This window comes from Bradyrhizobium sp. Arg237L (assembly GCF_029990105.1).
In the GTDB taxonomy this organism is placed as follows: Bacteria; Pseudomonadota; Alphaproteobacteria; order Rhizobiales; family Xanthobacteraceae; genus Bradyrhizobium.
Window position 1 is genome coordinate 66,945 of record NZ_JAQMIL010000030.1, and the last position, 19,141, is coordinate 86,085.

The window sequence follows — 19,141 nt, forward strand, 5'->3', positions numbered from 1 at the left end:
AGAGCCGTAGCCCGGGTGAAGCGTCAGCGTAACCCGGGACCGCTCGCAAACGCAGATACAGGCATCCCGGGTTGCGCTTCGCTCCACACGGGCTACGAACAAAACAAAAGGCCCGACCGTCATCGACGGTCGGGCCTTTTGTTTATTCGATTGTTGCTCGCGTCTTACGCGGCAGTTGAGGCTTTCTGTGCGGCCTTCTGCTCAGCGGCGACCGCTTCGTCGCGGCGGATCTCGGAGAGCTTCTTCTGGACCTGCTCCGAGAAGATGTACTGCGCCGGACGCTGCTTCGTGAGATCGATCTCGGGGGCCATCGGACCCTTGGTGCGGATGCCGCGCATGGAGACCCACATGGCCTTCAGCGGGTTGTTGAGCGCCGCGATCGCCGCGGTCGGCTCGTAGCCGCAATGCGCCATGCAGTCGGCGCACTTCTCATACTTGCCGGTGCCGTAGGAATCCCAGTCCGTGGTCTCCATCAGTTCCTTGAAGGTCTTGGCGTAGCCTTCGCCGAGCAGATAGCAGGGCTTCTGCCAGCCGAAGATGTTGCGCGCCGGCATGCCCCAGGGCGTGCACTCGTATTCCTGGTTGCCGGCCAGGAAGTCGAGGAACAGGCCGGAATGCATGAAATTCCACTTCTTGCCCTTGCCGAGCGCAAAGACGTCCCGGAACAGCTTCTTGGTCTTGGTGCGGTTGAGGAAGTGCTCCTGGTCGGGCGCGCGCTCATAGGCGTAGCCCGGCGACATCGAGACGCCGACGCCGAGTTCGGTGGTGAAGTCGAGGAACTTTGCGATTTCCTCCGCCGGATGGCCGTCGAAGATGGTGGCATTGACATTGACGGTGAAGCCGCGCGCCTTGGCCGCCTTGATCGCGGACACCGCGCGGTCGAACACGCCCTTCTGAGACACCGCTTTGTCGTGATGGTCCTTCAGCCCATCGAGATGCACTGAGAAGAACAAATAAGGCGACGGCTCGAACAGATCGAGCTTCTTTTCCAGAAGCAGCGCGTTGGTGCAGAGCGAGACGAACTTCTTGCGTGCGACCAGCCCGCGGACGATTTCGCCGATCTCCTTGTGGATCAGCGGCTCGCCGCCGGGGATCGCAACCATCGGCGCGCCGCACTCGTCGGCCGCGTCCCAGCATTCCTGCGCCGTCATGCGGCGGTTGAGGATCGCGTCGGGATAATCGATCTTGCCGCAGCCCACGCAGGCGAGATTGCAGCGAAACAGCGGCTCCAGCATCAGCACGAGCGGATAGCGCTTGCGGCCCAGCAGCTTCTGCCTGAGCAGATAGCCGCCGATGCGCAGTTCCTTGAAGAAGGGTATTGCCATTCTTTCTCTCTCGACTCTCACGACCAAGTTTGGGTCAGCCCGCGGTCAGTTCGGCCGGCAGGCGGAATTCGATGTTCTCTTCCCGGCCCGGCAGGACCGACACCTTGACCGGTCCGGTGCGCCGCAACGCCTCGATCACGTCGTCGACCAGCACTTCGGGCGCCGACGCGCCCGCCGTGATGCCGACGGTCTTTGCATTCTTCAGCCATTCGGGGTTGAGTTCGCCGCCATCGGCAATGAGGTAACTGGCGACGCCGGCTTCGGTGCCGATCTCGCGCAACCGATTGGAATTGGAGCTGTTGGCGGCCCCCACCACCAGGATGACATCCACCAATTTGCTCAGGTCCCTTACCGCGGATTGGCGGTTCTGTGTGGCATAGCAGATATCTCGGATGTCAGGGCCTTGAATGTCTGTAAACCGGGCCTGGAGCGCCAGAATAATCTCACGTGTGTCATCTACGCTCAGGGTGGTCTGGGTGATGTAGGCGATCGGCGTATCGGCCGACAGCGTCAGGGCGTTGACATCCTCGACGCTCTGGACCAGCAGCACGGGGCCTGGAACCTGGCCCATGGTTCCCTCGACCTCGGGGTGGCCGGCATGCCCGATCAGGATCAATGACCGGCCCTTCGACATATAGCGCTTGCCCTGATTGTGGACCTTGGTGACCAGCGGGCAGGTGGCATTGAGCACCGGCAGGCCGCGTGCGGCGGCCTCTTCCTCGACGCTGCGCGCCACGCCATGGGCGCTGAACACGGTCACCGCGTTCGCCGGAACCTCGGAAAGGTCCTCGACGAAGATCGCGCCCTTGTTCTTCAGGCTCTCGACGACGTATTTGTTATGCACGATCTCATGTCGGACATAGACCGGCGGCCCGTATTTCTCGAGCGCGCGCTCGACGATCTCGATGGCGCGCACCACGCCCGCGCAAAACCCCCGCGGCTGCGCTAGAAAAACCTCCATAGGACGCCCGTTAAGCAAATTGCACCAATCTGATCCGAAAACCCGCGCGGCCGGACGTCCTGCAGCCGGCAGGTCCTGCCTGCTGCAATATCCGCACCACCAGTTCCTGCACTTAAGCCCACCCCCAAGCACACGGAAGAAGAGCGCTTTGTGTCAAAAAATGAGCGTCTAGGAAAGCCGGATTACGGAATGGTTATCACTCGGGTCGCCGGTTTAAGGTATTAAAATACCTAAAACTGCGGCATTAATGCCCACCCCATCTCACTTGTTCGTCACTTTATTGCCCGCTGGGGCGGGATATACCGCGCCCAACGCCGTTCCGGCCCGTTTCGACGCTTCTTCGTGAACCAGCGGTCGGGCGGTCAAAACAACATTAGATCGGCCCTGGGAACTCCGCTAGATAGCGGGCGTTTTCGGCGTGCTTCCTGTGATCAGAAAGAAATGAAGTGCTGACACGTATTGTTGTCTCGATTGTTAAGGCGTGCACGCGGTTTGCCATCCCTGTCGTCGTCCTCTCGCTGATATCAGCGGTCGCGGCGGGCTATTACGCGGCGCGCAACTTCACCATCAATACCGACATCAATACGCTGATCTCGCCCAACCTGGACTGGCGCCAGCGTGACATCCAGTTCGAGCAAGCCTTCGACCGCGAGCGCCTGATTCTTGCCGTCGTGGAGGCGCCGACGCCGGAGCTCACGGGCCTTGCCGCCAAGGCGCTGGCCGAGAAGCTCACCGGTGACACCAATCATTTCGAATCGGTCACGCCGCTCGGCTCCGGCGAATTCTTCGAGAAGAACGGGCTTCTGTTCCTGCCGACCGAGGAGGTCGCCCAGGTTACCGGCGAGCTCGAATCCGCCGCACCCCTGATCGAGATCATGGCCGGCGATCCCTCGATCCGCGGCCTCACCGGTGCGCTGGAGACGGGTCTTGCCGGCATCAAGCGCGGGCAGGCCAAGCTCGAGAACGCCGCTCGGCCCTTCAACCTGATCTCGCAGACGGTCGAGGATGTCCTCAGCAACAAGGGCAATCCGACCTTCTCCTGGCGCGAGCTCACCAGCGACAAGCCGCTGACCGATTCGGACAAGCGCGCCTTCATCGAATTCAAGCCGGTGCTCGACTATCAGGCGCTGGAGCCCGGTAAGGCGGCCACCGATGCGATCCGGCAGGCGGCCGCAGACCTGAAATTCCCAAGCGAATATGGCGCGCGCGTCCGCCTCACCGGACCGGTGCCGATCGCCAACGAGGAATATGCCACCGTCCAGGATGGCGCCGTCGTCAACGGCATCGGCACCGTGCTGATCGTGCTGGTGATCCTGTGGCTCGCGCTGCATTCGGCCAAGATCATCTTCGCCGTGTTCCTGAACCTGTTCATCGGGCTTGCGATCACCACCGCCGTCGGGTTGATGATGGTCGGCTCGCTCAATTTGTTGTCGATCGCCTTTGCCGTGCTGTTCGTAGGCTTAGGCGTCGATTTCGGTATCCAGTTCAGCGTCCGCTACCGCTCCGAACGCTTCAAGAACGACAACCTGACGCTGGCGCTGGAGAATGCGGCACGCCGCTCGGCGGTGCCGCTCTCGCTTGCGGCGATGGCGACCGCCGCGGGCTTCCTGTGCTTCCTGCCGACCGACTACAAGGGCATTTCCGAGCTCGGCAAGATCGCCGGCGCGGGCATGCTGATCGCGTTCCTCACCAGCATCACCACGCTGCCGGCGCTCCTGGACCTGCTCAATCCGCCCGGCGAGAAGGAGCCGGTCGGCTACGCGTTCCTCGCGCCCGTCGACCATTTCCTGGAGAAGCATCGCGTCGCGATCATCATCAGCACGCTCGCCCTCGTGATCGCCGGCCTGCCGCTGCTCTACTACATGAAGTTCGACTTCAACCCGATCAACCTGCGCAACTCGCAGGTCGAATCGATCGCGACGTTCCTCGATCTGAGGCGCGACCCGAACACCGGCGCCAATGCGATCAACGTGATGACGCATTCGGAAGCCGACGCCAGGAAGATCGAGGAGAGGCTGGAAAAGCTGCCGGAAGTGTTGAGCGTCCGCTCGCTCGACAGCTTCGTGCCGACCGATCAGCCTGCCAAGCTGAAGCTGATCGCGCAGGCGGCGAAGATGCTCAACCCGGCGCTCAATCCGGATTCGATCGATGCGCCGCCGACCGACCAGGAGAATGTCGAGTCCCTGAAGAGCTCGGCCGACAACCTCCGCAAGACCGCCGGCGACATCAAGAATGCGGGCGCGGTGGCTGCACGCCGGCTTGCGGATGCGCTGACCAAGCTCGCCGATTCGAATCAGGCGACGCGCGACAAGGCGCAGAACGTCTTCGTTTCGCCACTCAAGGTGGTGCTCGACCAGCTCAGGGACATGCTGCAGGCCCAGACCGTCACCTTGAAGTCGCTGCCGGAGGAGCTGGTACGTGAATGGAAGGCCAAGGACGGGCTGATACGGGTCGAGGTCCTGCCGAAGGGTGATCCGAACGACAATGACACGCTGCGCAAGTTCGCGGCCGCCGTGCTTGCGGCCGAGCCGACGGCGATCGGCGGCCCGGTCTCGATCCTGAAGTCCGGCGATACCGTGGTGAAGGCGTTCATCCACGCCGGCATCTGGTCGCTGATCGTGATTAGCCTGCTGCTCTGGCTGACGCTGCGGCGCATCGCCGACGTGCTGATGACGATCGTGCCGCTTCTGGTCGCGGGCGCCGTGACGCTGGAAATCTGCGTGCTGATCGGGCTGCCGCTCAACTTCGCCAATATCGTCGCGCTGCCGCTGTTGCTCGGCGTCGGTGTCGCCTTCAAGATCTACTACGTCACTGCCTGGCGTCAGGGCAGAACGAATCTGCTGCAATCGAGCCTGACGCGGGCAATCTTTTTCAGCGCGCTGACCACGGCAACCGCGTTCGGCAGCCTGTGGCTTTCAAGTCATCCAGGAACCGCGAGCATGGGTAAATTGCTCGCGCTCTCGCTGGTCACGACTCTCGCCGCGGTGCTGCTCTTCCAGCCGGCATTAATGGGTAAACCGCGCGACGTCCGGAAGGACGCAGATATCGCCGACGACGTCACCTGATGGGGCGGCGGCTGGGGCGGCTGCTGCCTGCTTCTGGCCCGTCTGCTGTTTGGACGACGCGGCCGGCGCGGTGGCGGGAGCCGAGCTCACCGAGCCCGTGGTTTTGGGCGGCGTCTGAGCGGCTGACTGGGCTGCCCCTTTGGGTGCGGGTGCGGCGCCCTTGGCCATGCTGTTGGCAGGGGGCGTGCTGTTGGCGGCGCTGGAGGCAATCGGAGGCCCAACGCGGGTCCAGGTCTCGCCGCCGCAGAGAAAGCCCAGCACGCAGCCTTGAATCTCGAGCTTGTCAGAACCAATTGGCTTGATCGTAGAGCTGTAGAGCTGACCGTCCTTGGCATTATAGACTTGGCCCTCCCACGCATCCGTGCCCGCCTTCTTCTTCATGTCGATCAGGATCGGCATGCCGAGCGTGGGCCGGCTTTGCTTCGCGGCGTCCGGATTCTGCGTATCCTTGCCGCCGGGGGTCTTCTCCCAGGCGACTGCGCCCCAGAGGCTGCCGTTGCATTGTGCGACCCGGATATGGGCGACACCGTCAGCCACGCGCCAGTCGCCGGTCGGATCCGCGGCCAGCGCTGGGACCATTGTGCTCGCCAAAACGAATCCCGAGTATGCTATGGTGCGCGCGAGCTTGGGTGGGCAGTGCAACATGGTCTTACCTGTGCTTAAGTGTACAAGGGCCAAAGCTTGGGGGCAAAACGCCGCATTCGGCGTTTTGAGTTGACGAAATGACCATCAACCGACGTATGTAGCCGATGCTAAGCTCAAATCTAGACGTTTCCGAGATGTTTGTGGAGCGCCAGGCGCAGCGCAGTTCCCTGCACGCGCGCTACTTGAACGAGCAGCTCGTGCGCGTGCTCAAAACCATCGGCTATGACGTCGGCTTTCAGAAAGGGCAAGGCCAATATCTCTTCGATCGTGAGGGGGCACGGTATCTCGACCTACTCAGCGGATTTGGCGTTTTTGCGATCGGCCGCAACCACCCGGCGCTGCGCCAGGCCTTGAAGAGCGTGCTGGATGCCGATCTGCCCAACCTCGTGCAGCTCGATGTGTCCACGCTCGCCGGCATCCTGGCCGAGCGCCTCCTCGAATATGTGCCATATCTGGACAAGGTATTCTTTTCCAATTCGGGCGCCGAGACGGTAGAAGCCGCCATCAAGTTCGCGCGTGGCGCGACCGGGCGGCCCGGCATCGTGTCCTGCTCGCATTCGTTTCACGGATTGTCCTATGGCGCGCTGTCGCTGATGGACGATGCGAACTTCCGCTCCGGCTTCGAGCCGCTATTGCCCGGCTGCACCCAGATTCCGTTCAACGATCTTGCCGCGCTCGAGCAGGCGCTGTCGTCGCGCCAGGTCGCGGCCTTCATCGTCGAGCCGATCCAGGGCAAGGGCGTCAACATGCCCTCGGACGAATTCCTGCCCGGTGCTGCGGCGTTGTGCCGGAAATATGGCACGCTGTTCGTCGCCGACGAGATTCAGACCGGCATCGGCCGCACCGGCAAATTCCTCGCCGTCGAGCACTGGAATGTCGAGCCCGACATGGTGCTGCTGGCGAAAGCGCTGTCCGGCGGTCATGTCCCGGTCGGCGCGCTGCTGACGCGCAAGAGCATCTTCGACAAGATCTTCAACCAGATGGATCGCGCCGTCGTGCACGGCTCGACATTCTCGAAGAACGATCTGGCGATGGCCGCCGGCATCGCAACGCTCGACGTCATCAAGGCCGAGAAGCTGGTTGAGCTGGCCGCCAAGCGCGGCGCCGAGCTCCGCCTCGCGCTGACGCGCATGTTGCCAGGCTACGAGCTGATGAAGGAAGTCCGCGGCAAGGGATTGATGATCGGCATCGAGTTCGGCCCGCCGAAGTCGCTGCGCCTGCGCGCATCCTGGAACGTGCTGGAGACCGCGAACAAAGGCCTGTTCTGCCAGCTCATCACCGTGCCGCTGTTCAAGGACCACAAGATCCTGACCCAGGTCGCCGGCCACGGCCTCCACACCATCAAGCTCCTGCCGCCGCTCGTCCTCACCGAGGACGACTGCACCTGGATCGAAAAGGCTTTCGACACCGTGATCGCCGGCAGCCACAAGGTCCCCGGCGCGATCTGGTCGCTCGGCAAGACGCTGGTCGACAACGCGGTGCGCAAGTCGGCCTGATTAATTCTGCGGCTTCCTTAGCCCGGATGAAGCGAAGCGTAATCCGGGATCATGGTCGTTCGCGAACCGGTTCTCGGATTACGCTGCGCTCCATCCGGGCTACAATGCTAAATCACTCTGTCAACGACCTGGGAGCAGATGAAATGCACATTGCAGGCGGTTGTCATTGCGGAGCCATCCGCTACGAGGTTGAAGGTGAAGCCCTTACGCACGCGCTCTGCCACTGCACGGATTGCCGACGTCACGCCGGCGCGCCGATGGTCGCCTGGACGATGTATCCCGCCGCTGCCGTCAAGGTGACCCAAGGGCAGCCCAAGGTCTACGAATCATCCGAGCACGGCCGCCGGCATTTTTGCGCGAATTGCGGCACCGGTCTTTTTTACGTCAATGAGCAGATGCTGCCCGGGATCATTGATATCCAGAGCGGAACCTATGATGATCCTGACGTCGTTCCGCCAATGATCCATGTCCAGGTCGCCGAGCGGATCCAATGGATGGAACGCGCGCACGAGCTGCCCGTATTCGACCGATACCCGCCGCAGCAATAGCAGCACCACCAGGATCCTGTAGCCCGGATGAAGCGAAGCGCAATCCGGGAACAGTGTCGCAAGCAAACCCCGGATTACGCTTCGCTCCATCCGGGCTACGAAGCTGGAGTCCGCATCGCCGTCTCGAACTTCTCGCCGAACTCGGCGAGCTCGTCGGCGGCGAGGTCGCTGACGGCCCAGAAGTTCAGGCCGTGATCGCTCCAGTGGCGGATGTTGAAGCCCTGCCGCTGGCTCGTCCTGGCGGCGTGGCGCTCGGTGTCTGATGTCTGCGCGACGAACAGGTTGATGACGTGCTGGCGCCTTCGATAGACCACGGCGCCGATCGGGCGGGCGTCGACATAGTCGAGGCGTCCGCCGATCAGGGTGAAGCCCAGGGCGGTGAGGTCGATCACGGGCGGGGCGACATCGAGCCTGCCGTTGAACCACGGCTTGACCGTGTGCTGGTCGGTGGAAAGCACGTCGGTGAGATGGCCGGCCTGCAGCGAGCGCAGGTGCGCCGAGACCAGTTCCGACTGGACGCGTGTGTCATCGTCATTGCGCAGGATGACGGCGACGAGCCCGGTCGCAGCCATCGCGGAGACCGCCGATCCCAGCGCGAAGCCGCGCAGCACCGCGCGGCGGCTTGGCGCGGCCTTCGGCTGCGGCAGCGCGGCCTCGATGCGCCGTCGCAACTCGGGCGGCGCAGTGTAGCTTGCACCCTTTTCCGCGATCATCCGGCTCATCGCGCGATAGTCTTTCGCCAGCTCCGTGCAGCGCGGGCAGCCTGCGATGTGGTCCTCGACCTCGCGCGCATGTCCCGCGTCGAGCTCGCCGTCGATCAGCGCCTGAAGCAGCACCTCGGCTTCCTCGCAGGTCATTTTGCTTGCTCCTGTTCCGCGAGCCACGCCGAGCGCAGCATCGCGCGGGCGCGGGCAAGTCGCGACATCACGGTGCCGACGGGGACGGCCGCAACATCGGCGATCTCGCGGTACGAAAGGTTCTGGATTTCCCGGAGCACGAAGGTCTCGCGAAACGGTTCGGCAAGCGCCGCGATCAGCCGGCGAATTGCCGCGGAATCCTTCTCGCGCAGCATCTGCGTCTCCGGCGTCTCCTGCGCCTCATGCCAGAGCGGGGTTGCATCCGCGCTGTCGGCGACGTCCTCGATCGCGCCGGTCTTGATGCCCGCGCGGCGCGCATATTCGGCACGGCAGACATTGCGCAGGATCGCGAACAGCCATGGCTTCATTGCCGGCCCGCGATAGCTGTCGAAATGCTTGTAGGCGCGCAGGAAACACTCCTGCACCGCATCCTCGGCATCGCTGGCGTCCCGCAGGAGATAGCGTGCCAGTGTATAGGCATCGTCGAGATAAGGCAGTGCGGCCTCGCGAAAGCGCCGCGCCTTCTCGGGATCTTCCTCCGACGCTTTCATCGCCTCATGCCCGGTTTGTGCGGCGAATGTCTTGGCCCGGCCGGTGTCGATCCGCCGGCCGGGCAGGGTTGCGCTGGCAGAGATTGCCAACTTACTCGACCCTGATCATGCCTGTCATGTGCGGGTGCAGCGAACAAAAATATTTGTACTCGCCGGCCTCCGTGAAGGTGAATGAAAAGCTGCCGTCGGTGTCCATGGGTTTCGACCTGAATTTTCCCGCGCACACCACCGTGTGCGGAATGTCGTCGCGATTGGTCCAGGTGACGGTCGTGCCGACCTTCACGTCGAGCTGCGCGGGCTGGAAAACAAAGTTGTCGATATGCACTTCCATATCGGCGGCACGCGCAGCGCTGGCGGGGAGCAGCATGGCCGCGGCGACGGCGATGCCGAAGTCACGGCGATTGATCGTGCTCATGAACCTGTCCCTCTTCAGCCCTGCAGCGGCGTGTCGATGATGGCGAGGCGCTCCTGCCCCTGCTTGAAGTTGACGCTGGCGATGCCGAGCACGCTGCGCAGCTTGGCATCCTCGACCTTCATCGGGCCCGGTGAGGGCGCAGTGCCGGGCGCCGGCTGCGGAAAGGCGGTCGAGCGCGCGGTGTGGAAGGTGACGTTGCCTTCGACCTTCTGCATCACCTGGTGGATGTGCCCGTTCAGCACCGTCACCGAGCCGAAGCCCTTCACATATTCCAGCGCGCGTGCGCCGTCCTCGGTGCCCCAGCCCCAGGTCGGATAGACGGTCCATAGCGGGATGTGGGCGAACAGCACGATCGGGGTCGATTTCGAGCGGCCCTTCAGATCGTCCTCGAGCCATTCGAGCTGCTCGGCGCCGAGATTGCCCAGGCCTCCGGCCTTGAGGTCGACGACGTTGACGAGGCCGACGAAGTGCACGCCGCCGGCGTCGAACGAATACCAGCCGGCGCCCCTGGTGCCGCGGCCGTAGCGCTCCTTGTAGAGCTTGACTTCCTCGTCGATCAGATCGTGCTCGCCCGGCACGTAATGCACGTCGAGCTTGGCCTGCGAGATGACGCGCTCGGCATTGTCGAACTCGGCGGCCTTCGACAGATGCGTGATGTCGCCGGTGTGGATCATGAAGGAGGGTTTCGCGGGCATGGCGTTGATCTTGCCGATTGCTTCTTCCAGCGTGCCAAGCGCGTTCGGATTGGCGGCCTTGTCGAAGCCGACATGGCTGTCGCTGATCTGCAGGAAGGTCATGCCAGAGGCCTCGGCCGCTTGCGCCGAGCCGACCATGCCGAGCGAGCGCGGCACGCCGCCCGCCACTGTCCAGAGCACGCCGGTGCCCGCCCAGGTCATGCACTCCAGCACCCGGCGGCGGCTGACGCCGCGCTCTTCATCCCTGTGGTCGTGATCGAACTCGCTCATCGCAGTTCTCCATGCGCCCGTGATTGGGCCAGCGGAGACGTGATCGGGCGAGGGGAGGGGTTATTCCTGGCGGCGAAGCTCCATTGGCGCGAGGCGATGACGATTTCGTGAGTTGCTGCAAATCTCCGGCCGTCAGGCCGCTGCGACCCAGCCTCGGAACGTGAATCCGGCGTAGAACAGGGCGACGTCGGAAAAGCCCGCTTCCGCGAGGAGTGCTTCGTCCTCTTCGGCGGACAGAACGGGCAGCCGCTGCGCCATGGAAGCGGCAGAGGCTGCCACCTGCGCGGGATCGGCTCCCGTGCCGTTCGCGAACATGATGGACCGCGTCAGCCAGCGTTCGAGCGCGCCGTCCCGCGGCCGGCTGTGATGCGCCACGACGAGCGCCGCGCCCGGCTTGAGCCGTTGCCGCATCTCGCACAGCGTGCGCAGGCGCCCTGGCTTCGAAAGGAAATGCAGCGTCAACAGGCAGGTCGCGCCATCGAAGGGGCCGGCAGGCGCGTCTTCGATCAACCCTTGCACCAACCGGACCCTCGAGGCGAGCGGCCCCAGCACGTTGCGCGCGAGATCGAGCATCTCCGCCGAGGGATCTATCCCCGTGAAGCCCCAGCGCGGCCTTGCCTCGGCGAACGCCTTCAGCTCCAGACCGCCGCCGGCACCGAGGACGAGGATATCAGCCGCTTCCGGCGCGCGTTCGACGAGCAGCAGCGCCGCCATGCGCTGAAGATCGGCGAAGCCCGGCACCTTGCGCGGCGTATCCTCGGCGTAGCGGGCGACTGCTGCGGGATCGCTGAAGTGGCGCAAGATCTCGGAAACCGGCGCGACAGCGGTGGATGCGTCATTCTTCATGCGCGCTCTCCAGGGTGACGCGTTTGCTCGGCGATGTGCAGCAGGACGTGGATCAGTTCGATATCCGTGAGGCCCTTTTCGGGGACGTAGATGGTCAACCGCTGCGGATAGGGGCCGAAGGGGAAGTTGTAGAGTTTCATGAGTCCGATCGTCGGTGGCGGCGCGGCGTGCCCGGCTGCGCGACGATATAACGTCCCTTCATATCTTTCGCAACTTCAATTATTACGTGATGGCGTTCGGCGTTTTGATGGTTTGCGGACGAGCTAGGGTCGACAAAACTCAAAGTGAGCGGCCGGTATTGTGTCGGCGCGTGCTGGACAAAACTCTCTCGATCTGGCGGGCACCGAAGCGAACTCGCATACGGCGGCGCAGAGCTAGCCAAGGCTCGGCGTTCGTCTAGATGGCTGCCATCCTGGCGCCCCGTTCCTCCCCGACGGTGACCGAAACCAAGTCGTGTCGCCGCGCGTTCGTCCGCGCGCAAGAGGAGAAGCCCGTCATGTCAAGACCAGCAATCGCGTTTGTGTTGGCTCTGGCCGCGACCGCGGCCAACGCGCAAGATACTAAGTCTGGACAATCGCACACGCCGGCCGTTGCCGGCGCGAATGGAACACGGCCGTTCCTATTTGATGGACGAATGCGAGGTGATGGCGCCCGCCAGGGAGCGCTCGCCGACGATCATCACCCCAACGCTGGCGCCATCGTCGTGCCACCGAAAGCAAGCCAGCCTGGGCACGAACGATGAGTCCGCGCACCCGCGGTGCTGCAGTGAGCCGGCGTCATCGTTCCGATCGCGCGAATTCCCGCAGCGCCTGCAACAGCATTGGCGGCGCTTCCTGCGCCACGCAATGACCGATGCCCTCGAAATTCCACGCGCTGACATCGGGAATGAGCGAGACGGCCCGTGATGCCATCTCCTTGTAGATCGGCCAGGACTTTTCGGCCGTGGCCACGCGCACGGGGCAATCGATTTCACTGAGCCAGCCGAAAGGATTGCCGCGCGCATCTCCGGCGTAGACCTGCTCCATCGCCTCGAAGATCGGGCGCAGGATCTGCGACTCGATTTCGGGCGTGCAACGAAGCCGTACCCTTCCGTTCTCCAGGGGCGCAAAGCCATGCCTGATATAGGCCCAGAGCGAAGTCTCGGACCATTCTGCAAATGCCGGCGCGGCGCGATAACGGGTGAACACCGCGTCAAAACTGTCGAACTCGGCCTGGCGGCGCAGGGCGCCTTGCACGGAGGAGGTTGCTCGTTCGCTCAATCCCGTCACGCCGTCGCGCGCCGCGCACGGATCCATGACGGTCGGCTCCATCACGAACAGGCGCGCGAAACGTCCCGGCAGTAGTTTTGCGGCAAGCAGCAGGTCGGTTGCGCCTGCGCTGTGGCCGATGCCGTAGATGTCGTGCAGGCCGAGCTCCTCGACGACGCTGCACACGTCCTGCGCGTAGTCCTGAAAGTGATAGAAGTTCGCCGCGGGCTTGTGGCTGTCGCCGTGGCCGCGGCGATCGAGTGCATACACGGTGTAGTCGGATGCAAGATCGCACGCCACGTCATCCCAGACATTGGCCACAAAACCGGTGCCGTGAAGCAGAAGTGCAGGTGGCCGGTGCGAGCCTTCCTCGCCCCATTGCACCAGCGCAATGTGCTTATCTGCAGACCCGATCGAGAGGCGGCGCTGACTGACCATGCATTCTACGCCGCAGAAATAAGCGTGATCCGGCCTGCCTCGCCGCGCTTACGATGCGGCTTCAACCTGATTTCCACTTCCTGGTCGAAAGCAGTGAGCATCCGCATCAGTTTTTCCACGGACGCGAGCCTGAGGTGACCCCGCAGGAGTTTCGACAGGTCGGGTTGTTTCATTTCGACCAGCTTGGCGGCCTCCGTTTGAGTCAACTCCCGTTCGGCCATCAGCCGCTTGAGCTGAACGACCAACGCCGCCTTCAACTGATGCTCCTCGGCATTGGGCAGGCCAAGATCAGCGAAAATGTTGCCGGACCCCTTGGTATGGGCGGGCACTTTTTTCTTGACGCTCATCGCTGATCTTCCTTGGTTGCTTTGGGAACGTAGCGACAACGTAGCCCGGATGGAGCGTAGCGCAATCCGGGGTTGCCGCCACGTGCGAATTGCTCCCGGATTACGCTGCGCTTCATCCGGGCTACGGGCTTTGTTACTTGGCGTCCTCCAAAATCATCGCAGCAGCCTTCTCCGCGATCATCGCGGTCGGTGTGTTGGTATTGCCCGACGTGATCGTCGGCATCACGGACGCATCGGCAACGCGGAGGCCGGCGATGCCGTAGAAGCGCAGGCGTTCGTCGACCACGGCCATCGGATCGTTGGCCGTGCCCATCTTTGCGGTGCCGACGGGGTGGAAGATCGTGGTGCCGATATCGCCGGCGGCCTTGGCGAGCGATGCATCGTCATCGCCGACGGAAGGGCCGGGCAGATATTCTTCTGGCCGGTATTGCGCGAGCGTTTTCTGCTTCATCAGGCGCCGCGTTGTGCGGATCGCATCGGCGGCGACCTGGCGGTCCTCGTCGGTCGAAAGATAATTCGGTGCGATCGACGGTTTCTCGTCAGGCTTAGCCGAGCGGATGCGCACGGTGCCGCGCGAGGTCGGTTGCAGATTGCAGGCGCTCACCGTGATCGCGGGGAAGCGGTGCAGGGGATCGCCGAACTTGTCGAGCGACAGCGGTTGCACGTGGAACTGGATGTTGGCGCGCTCGCGGGTGGAATCGGAGCGGGTGAAGATGCCGAGCTGCGACGGCGCCATGGTCAGGGGACCGCGGCGGCGCAGCGCGTAGTCGAGGCCCATCAGGCCGCGGCGGACCAGCGAGTAATAGGTTTCGTTCAGCGTGCGCACGCCAGTGACCTTGTAGATCGCGCGCTGTTGCAGATGGTCCTGCAGGTTGCGCCCGACGCCCTGCCTGTCGAGCACGACGTCAATGCCGAGCGGAGCGAGCCAGTCGGCGGGCCCGATGCCGGAGCGCTGCAGCACCTGCACCGATCCGATCGCGCCGGCAGTCAGGATCACTTCGCCCTTGGTGCGGGCCTCGATGGTCTCATTGCCGCGGATGAAGCGCACGCCGACGGCGCGGCCCTGCTCGACGATCAGCCGATCGACCAGCACGTTCTTTTCCAATCGCAGGTTCGGCCGGTGCAGTGCGGGCTTCAGGAAGCCGCGCGCGGAAGACCAGCGGCGGCCGCGCTTCTGGTTGACGTGGAAATAGCTCACGCCTTCATTGTCGCCGGTGTTGAAATCGGGAATGCGCCTGATGCCCATTTCTTCCGCGGCATCGCCGACGGCGTCTAGCACTTTCCAGGACAGCCGCGGCGCCTCGATGCGCCAGCCGCCGCCCGTGCCATGGTCCTCGCTCGGCCCGAGGAAATGATCCTCGAGCCCACGGAACACCGGCCGCACGTCGTCATAGCCCCAGCCGGTGAGGCCGAGTTGGCGCCAGTGATCGTAATCGGCGGCCTGTCCGCGCATCGAGATCATGGCGTTGATCGCCGAGCAGCCGCCGATCACCTTACCGCGAGGATAGGCGAGCGCGCGACCGTTGAGGCCGGGTTCCGCCTCGGTCTTGAACATCCAGTCGGAACGCGGATTGCCGATCGCGAAGAGATAGCCGACCGGGATGTGAAACCAGATCCAGTTATCGTCGCCGCCGGCTTCCAGCACCAGCACGCGCTTTGCCGGATCGGCCGAGAGCCGGTTGGCCATGATGCAGCCGGCCGTGCCAGCGCCCACGACGATATAGTCGAAATCACCCTCGAGCTTCCCAGGCATTCTCTTGCTTTCCACCCGTCCGCAACCGCGTTGCTCGAAAATGTTCCAGGCATTCAAGCATTTTTCTGCTGTCGTAGAGCATGATCCGGAAAAGTGGAAACCGGTTTTCCGAGAAGATCATGCTCAAACAAATAGTCAGACGTGGGTGGGCGGGACAAGTCCCAGCCATGATAGCTGGGCATGGGCAGCCAGCCGCGCCTGTTGGGTGGACCGCAGCTTGCATGGTACAAAGATCACAGACGTTTGAATCACAGATCTGAGAAGTGCCATGCCCATCGTCAACCGCGTCGCCGACCTGCAGCCCGCCATCCAGGCCTGGCGGCGGGATATCCATGAACATCCCGAGCTGATGTACGACACCCACCGCACTGCAGCATTCGTTGCCGAGCGGCTGCGCGAATTCGGCTGCGACGAGGTCGCCACGGGGCTCGGCCGCACCGGCGTGGTCGGCGTCATCAAGGGCAAGAAACCCGCCGGTAATGGCGACATCAGGGTGATCGGGCTGCGCGCCGACATGGATGCGCTGCCGATCGAGGAGGAGACCAGTCTGCCTTATGCCTCCAAAACGCCGGGCAAGATGCACGCCTGCGGCCATGATGGGCACACCGCGATGCTGCTGGGCGCCGCCCGCTACCTCGCCGAGACCCGCAATTTTGCCGGCAACGCGGTCGTGATCTTCCAGCCGGCCGAGGAGGGCGGCGCGGGCGCTGCCGCGATGATCAAGGACGGGCTGATGGAGCGGTTCGGCATTGAGCAGGTCTATGGCATGCATAACGGCCCTGGGATCCCCGTCGGCTCGTTTGCCATCCGGACCGGCCCGATCATGGCGGCAACGGACGCGATCGACATCAGGATCGAAGGCCACGGCGGCCACGCCGCGCGGCCGCACAAATGCATCGACAGCGTGCTGGTCGGCTCGCAATTGATCACGGCGCTGCAGTCGATCGTCTCGCGCACCGTCGATCCCTTGGATTCGGCCGTCATTTCGATTTGCGAATTCCACGCCGGCAATGCGCGGAACGTGATCCCGCAGACCGCGGAGCTGCGCGGCACGGTGCGCACACTGACGCCGGAGGTGCGGGCGCTGGTCGAGAAGCGCGTCCATGAGGTGGCCGCTGGCGTCGCGCAGATGACCGGCGCCAGGATCGACCTCACTTACGAGCGCGGCTACCCCGTCACTGTCAACCATCGCTCGCAGACCGAGTTCGCGACCAGGATCGCCAAGGAAATCGCCGGCGAGAATAACGTCCACGAAATGCCGCCGATGATGGGCGCGGAAGATTTCGCCTACATGCTGGAAGCGCGCCCCGGCGCCTTCATCTTCTGCGGCAACGGCGACAGCGCCGGCCTGCATCACCCCGCCTACAATTTCAACGACGAGGCGATCGTCTACGGCACGTCCTACTGGATCAAGCTGGTGGAGAACACGCTGGCGGCGTGACGTCTTGTCGTTCCAGGCCGTAGGGTGGGCAAAGCGAAGCGTTCCCACCTTTCTTGCACCGCCCGTGGATGGTGGGCACGCTTCGCTTTGCCCACCCTACGCGACTGTCTCCTTCCGTCATTGCGAGCGCAGCGAAGCAATCCATGCGTCCGCTTGTGGAGAGATGGATTGCTTCGTCGCTGCGCTCCTCGCAATGACGGAGTTGCGTGGCGCGGTCTTCGCGCACAAAACAAAAAGGCCCGCGTGTTGCGCGGGCCTTTATCGTTGAGAGGTTCGCTGCTCAGAACACGTTCGCGAACAGCACGTAGAGCGAAGCCGACAGCATGATCGCGGCGGGCAGCGTCAGCACCCAGGCCATCACCATGTTGCGGATGGTCGCGACCTGCAGGCCCGAACCGTTGGCGGCCATGGCGCCGGCAACGCCCGATGACAGCACGTGCGTGGTGGACACCGGCAGGCCGAAAGTATCGGCCGCGAAGATCGTGCCGGCGGCGACGAGTTCGGCGGAGGCGCCCTGCGCGTAGGTCAGGTGGGTCTTGCCGATCTTTTCGCCGACCGTGATCACGATCCGCTTCCAGCCGATCATGGTGCCGAGGCCGAGCGCAATCGCGACCGCGATCTTCACCCAGGTCGGGATGAATTTGGTCGCGCTGTCGAGCGAGGCCTTGTAGGCGTTCAGCGTCGCGATGTCTTCCTTGCTGAGGTCGCTCTCCTTGTCCTTCATCAGGAAGCGGATCGCTTCCGAAATCAGGTACATGTCGTTGCGGGTGTTGCCGACGGCTTCCGCGGGCACCTTGGTCAGCGAGCCGTACTTCATCACCTGGTTGCTGACATCCTGTACCAGCACCGCGAGCGAGGGGAAGGTGCCCTCATTGAGGTGGTGCAGCGAGATGTACTGCGTCACGGCCGGACGGGGATCGCCGATAATGCTGTGACCGGCGCCCTTCGCCGCGATCACCTTGGAGGCGGCTTCCGAGTTCTTCTGGAACTGGGCGATCTGGGATTCCGGCAGCGCGCGGTTCAGCGCATAGGCGGTCGGCACTGTGCCGATCAGGATCAGCATGATCAGGCCCATGCCCTTCTGCCCGTCGTTGGAGCCGTGCGCGAAGCTGACGCCGGTGCAGGTCAGGATCAGCAGGCCGCGGATCCAGAGCGGCGGCGCCTTGTTGCCTTCGGGCGCGGCATAGAGCGCAGGGTTGCGCACCATCATCTTGAGCACGAGCAGCAGTATCGCGGCGCAGACGAAGCCGACCAGCGGCGACAGCAAGAGCGCGTAGCCGATCTCGGTGGCCTTGCTCCAGTCGACGCCGGAGGTGCCATCGCGGCCGCGCATCAGCGCATTGGCGATGCCGACGCCGATGATCGAGCCGATCAGCGTGTGCGAGGACGAGGCCGGCAGGCCGAAATACCAGGTGCCGAGATTCCACAGGATCGCGGCGATCAACAGCGCGAACACCATGGCGAAGCCGGCGCTGGAGCCGACCTGCAGAATCAGCTCGACCGGCAGGAGCGAGATGATGCCGAATGCGACCGCGCCAGACGAGAGCAGCACGCCGAGGAAGTTGAAGAAGCCCGACCACATCACCGCGACTTCGGCGGGCAGCGAATGCGTGTAGATCACGGTCGCGACCGCGTTGGCGGTGTCGTGGAAGCCGTTGACGAATTCAAAGCCGAGCGCAATCAACAGCGCAACGAACAGCAGGATGTAGGGCAAGAAGGTGGTGACGCGGGTGCCGGTGGCATCGACGTCGGAATAGATGCTGTAGGCGACGAACAGCAACCCCGCCGCGAGGATGCCGAAGAAGAGGATCATCGTCAGCGGATTGAAGCCCTTATCGAGATTTGGCCTTGAAGCCGGCTGAATCGGTCTTTCGTCGCGTACTGAAGTATTGAGTGCAAAATCGGTCATTCTGACGCCCCGTCGAAATACGGAAGGAGGCCCTTAGTCTTGACCATTGACTTGAAGGTTAGATGACAGCCGTAGTTTGCTTGAATGAAACGCGTGTCGCAACGGTGCTTGAGTGTTGCATCGATGATCGTCTGTCACGCGCGCTCGCGACATGAATGTTGACCATTCACATGACGAGCCATGCACGCAGCGAAGGTGTGTGATGGAAAGGAAGCGGTCGGGCGCTGCCTGACGCCGGGGCTGTGGCGCCGCGGCAGCGCGCCGACCTCATGGGAACGTCATTGGCGTGAACAAGACGCCCCAAACTCCCCCTGTAATAGGAGAGTATTATC

17 protein-coding genes are annotated in these 19,141 nt (G+C 63.4%); 4 read left to right on the plus strand and 13 right to left on the minus strand.

Annotated elements, in window-relative coordinates:
• Window positions 1–164 precede the first annotated feature (164 nt).
• Window positions 165–1,325: an adenosyl-hopene transferase HpnH gene (hpnH, locus tag OZ411_RS19800; RefSeq protein ID WP_282529304.1), complete on the minus strand. Its 1,161-nt coding sequence runs from the start codon at window positions 1,323–1,325 to the stop codon at window positions 165–167.
• 34 nt (window positions 1,326–1,359) lie between these two features.
• Window positions 1,360–2,286: a 4-hydroxy-3-methylbut-2-enyl diphosphate reductase gene (gene ispH, locus OZ411_RS19805; protein WP_282529305.1), complete on the minus strand. Its 927-nt coding sequence runs from the start codon at window positions 2,284–2,286 to the stop codon at window positions 1,360–1,362.
• 446 nt (window positions 2,287–2,732) lie between these two features.
• Here ispH and OZ411_RS19810 point away from each other — a divergent pair, with 446 nt between their 5' ends.
• Window positions 2,733–5,351 carry an MMPL family transporter gene (locus OZ411_RS19810; protein ID WP_282529306.1) on the plus strand — a complete coding sequence of 873 codons (2,619 nt, stop codon included), beginning with the start codon at window positions 2,733–2,735 and terminating at the stop codon, window positions 5,349–5,351.
• On the opposite strand, the gene OZ411_RS19815 is transcribed toward OZ411_RS19810, so the two are convergent.
• Entirely contained in the window at window positions 5,292–5,996 is a 705-nt protein-coding gene (locus tag OZ411_RS19815) for a DUF2147 domain-containing protein (RefSeq protein ID WP_130577107.1), read from the minus strand. The two genes, OZ411_RS19810 and OZ411_RS19815, sit on opposite strands and share 60 nt — an antisense overlap.
• 104 nt (window positions 5,997–6,100) lie before the next feature.
• Between OZ411_RS19815 and hpnO the strand changes: the two genes are divergently transcribed.
• Window positions 6,101–7,492 carry an aminobacteriohopanetriol synthase HpnO gene (hpnO, locus tag OZ411_RS19820; RefSeq protein ID WP_282529307.1) on the plus strand — a complete coding sequence of 464 codons (1,392 nt, stop codon included), beginning with the start codon at window positions 6,101–6,103 and terminating at the stop codon, window positions 7,490–7,492.
• Window positions 7,493–7,635: 143 nt separating this feature from the next.
• The gene (locus OZ411_RS19825) at window positions 7,636–8,040 is read left to right on the plus strand and encodes a GFA family protein (RefSeq protein ID WP_130577156.1); all 405 of its coding nucleotides are present in this window, start codon (window positions 7,636–7,638) and stop codon (window positions 8,038–8,040) included.
• 95 nt (window positions 8,041–8,135) lie between these two features.
• Here OZ411_RS19825 and OZ411_RS19830 read toward each other — a convergent pair whose 3' ends face one another.
• From OZ411_RS19830 to OZ411_RS19870, 9 genes are all read right to left on the minus strand, one after another.
• Window positions 8,136–8,897, minus strand: a complete 762-nt coding sequence (locus OZ411_RS19830; RefSeq protein ID WP_282529308.1) for an anti-sigma factor — start codon at window positions 8,895–8,897, stop codon at window positions 8,136–8,138.
• On the minus strand, window positions 8,894–9,448 hold the full coding sequence (locus OZ411_RS19835) for a sigma-70 family RNA polymerase sigma factor (protein WP_282529325.1): 555 nt from the start codon (window positions 9,446–9,448) through the stop codon (window positions 8,894–8,896). The genes OZ411_RS19830 and OZ411_RS19835 overlap by 4 nt, the downstream gene beginning before the upstream one ends.
• Before the next feature lie 91 nt (window positions 9,449–9,539).
• The gene (locus tag OZ411_RS19840; RefSeq protein ID WP_282529309.1) at window positions 9,540–9,863 is read right to left on the minus strand and encodes a cupredoxin family copper-binding protein; all 324 of its coding nucleotides are present in this window, start codon (window positions 9,861–9,863) and stop codon (window positions 9,540–9,542) included.
• A gap of 14 nt (window positions 9,864–9,877) precedes the next feature.
• A complete protein-coding gene (locus tag OZ411_RS19845; RefSeq protein ID WP_028167161.1) occupies window positions 9,878–10,828 on the minus strand; it encodes a metallophosphoesterase in 951 nt (316 codons plus the stop codon).
• 132 nt (window positions 10,829–10,960) lie between these two features.
• The gene (locus OZ411_RS19850; RefSeq protein ID WP_282529310.1) at window positions 10,961–11,674 is read right to left on the minus strand and encodes a class I SAM-dependent methyltransferase; all 714 of its coding nucleotides are present in this window, start codon (window positions 11,672–11,674) and stop codon (window positions 10,961–10,963) included.
• The gene (locus OZ411_RS19855) at window positions 11,671–11,814 is read right to left on the minus strand and encodes a hypothetical protein (protein ID WP_282529311.1); all 144 of its coding nucleotides are present in this window, start codon (window positions 11,812–11,814) and stop codon (window positions 11,671–11,673) included. Before OZ411_RS19855 ends, OZ411_RS19850 begins: the two co-directional genes overlap by 4 nt.
• Before the next feature lie 636 nt (window positions 11,815–12,450).
• Window positions 12,451–13,359, minus strand: a complete 909-nt coding sequence (locus OZ411_RS19860; RefSeq protein ID WP_282529312.1) for an alpha/beta hydrolase — start codon at window positions 13,357–13,359, stop codon at window positions 12,451–12,453.
• A 5-nt stretch (window positions 13,360–13,364) separates the two neighbouring features.
• Window positions 13,365–13,706, minus strand: coding sequence for a helix-turn-helix transcriptional regulator (locus tag OZ411_RS19865; protein WP_282529313.1), 342 nt, complete (start codon window positions 13,704–13,706; stop codon window positions 13,365–13,367).
• A gap of 133 nt (window positions 13,707–13,839) precedes the next feature.
• Window positions 13,840–15,459, minus strand: a complete 1,620-nt coding sequence (locus tag OZ411_RS19870; RefSeq protein ID WP_282529314.1) for a GMC family oxidoreductase N-terminal domain-containing protein — start codon at window positions 15,457–15,459, stop codon at window positions 13,840–13,842.
• A 268-nt stretch (window positions 15,460–15,727) separates the two neighbouring features.
• Here OZ411_RS19870 and OZ411_RS19875 point away from each other — a divergent pair, with 268 nt between their 5' ends.
• Complete coding sequence (locus OZ411_RS19875) at window positions 15,728–16,900, plus strand: M20 aminoacylase family protein (RefSeq protein ID WP_282529315.1); 1,173 nt, start codon at window positions 15,728–15,730, stop codon at window positions 16,898–16,900.
• 280 nt (window positions 16,901–17,180) lie between these two features.
• Here the strand turns inward: OZ411_RS19875 and OZ411_RS19880 are convergent, their stop codons facing one another.
• Window positions 17,181–18,809, minus strand: a complete 1,629-nt coding sequence (locus OZ411_RS19880; RefSeq protein ID WP_282529316.1) for an inorganic phosphate transporter — start codon at window positions 18,807–18,809, stop codon at window positions 17,181–17,183.
• Window positions 18,810–19,141 lie beyond the last annotated feature (332 nt).

Bases quoted from the DNA above. Each gene is read 5' to 3' on its own strand.
- hpnH (WP_282529304.1), bottom strand. From the start codon at position 1,325: ATGGCAATACCCTTCTTCAAGGAACTGCGCATCGGCGGCTATCTGCTC.
- ispH (WP_282529305.1), bottom strand. From the start codon at position 2,286: ATGGAGGTTTTTCTAGCGCAGCCGCGGGGGTTTTGCGCGGGCGTGGTG.
- OZ411_RS19815 (WP_130577107.1), bottom strand. From the start codon at position 5,996: ATGTTGCACTGCCCACCCAAGCTCGCGCGCACCATAGCATACTCGGGA.
- hpnO (WP_282529307.1), top strand. From the start codon at position 6,101: ATGCTAAGCTCAAATCTAGACGTTTCCGAGATGTTTGTGGAGCGCCAG.
- OZ411_RS19825 (WP_130577156.1), top strand. From the start codon at position 7,636: ATGCACATTGCAGGCGGTTGTCATTGCGGAGCCATCCGCTACGAGGTT.
- OZ411_RS19830 (WP_282529308.1), bottom strand. From the start codon at position 8,897: ATGACCTGCGAGGAAGCCGAGGTGCTGCTTCAGGCGCTGATCGACGGC.
- OZ411_RS19835 (WP_282529325.1), bottom strand. From the start codon at position 9,448: ATGAAAGCGTCGGAGGAAGATCCCGAGAAGGCGCGGCGCTTTCGCGAG.
- OZ411_RS19840 (WP_282529309.1), bottom strand. From the start codon at position 9,863: ATGAGCACGATCAATCGCCGTGACTTCGGCATCGCCGTCGCCGCGGCC.
- OZ411_RS19845 (WP_028167161.1), bottom strand. From the start codon at position 10,828: ATGAGCGAGTTCGATCACGACCACAGGGATGAAGAGCGCGGCGTCAGC.
- OZ411_RS19850 (WP_282529310.1), bottom strand. From the start codon at position 11,674: ATGAAGAATGACGCATCCACCGCTGTCGCGCCGGTTTCCGAGATCTTG.
- OZ411_RS19855 (WP_282529311.1), bottom strand. From the start codon at position 11,814: ATGAAACTCTACAACTTCCCCTTCGGCCCCTATCCGCAGCGGTTGACC.
- OZ411_RS19860 (WP_282529312.1), bottom strand. From the start codon at position 13,359: ATGGTCAGTCAGCGCCGCCTCTCGATCGGGTCTGCAGATAAGCACATT.
- OZ411_RS19865 (WP_282529313.1), bottom strand. From the start codon at position 13,706: ATGAGCGTCAAGAAAAAAGTGCCCGCCCATACCAAGGGGTCCGGCAAC.
- OZ411_RS19870 (WP_282529314.1), bottom strand. From the start codon at position 15,459: ATGCCTGGGAAGCTCGAGGGTGATTTCGACTATATCGTCGTGGGCGCT.
- OZ411_RS19875 (WP_282529315.1), top strand. From the start codon at position 15,728: ATGCCCATCGTCAACCGCGTCGCCGACCTGCAGCCCGCCATCCAGGCC.
- OZ411_RS19880 (WP_282529316.1), bottom strand. From the start codon at position 18,809: ATGACCGATTTTGCACTCAATACTTCAGTACGCGACGAAAGACCGATT.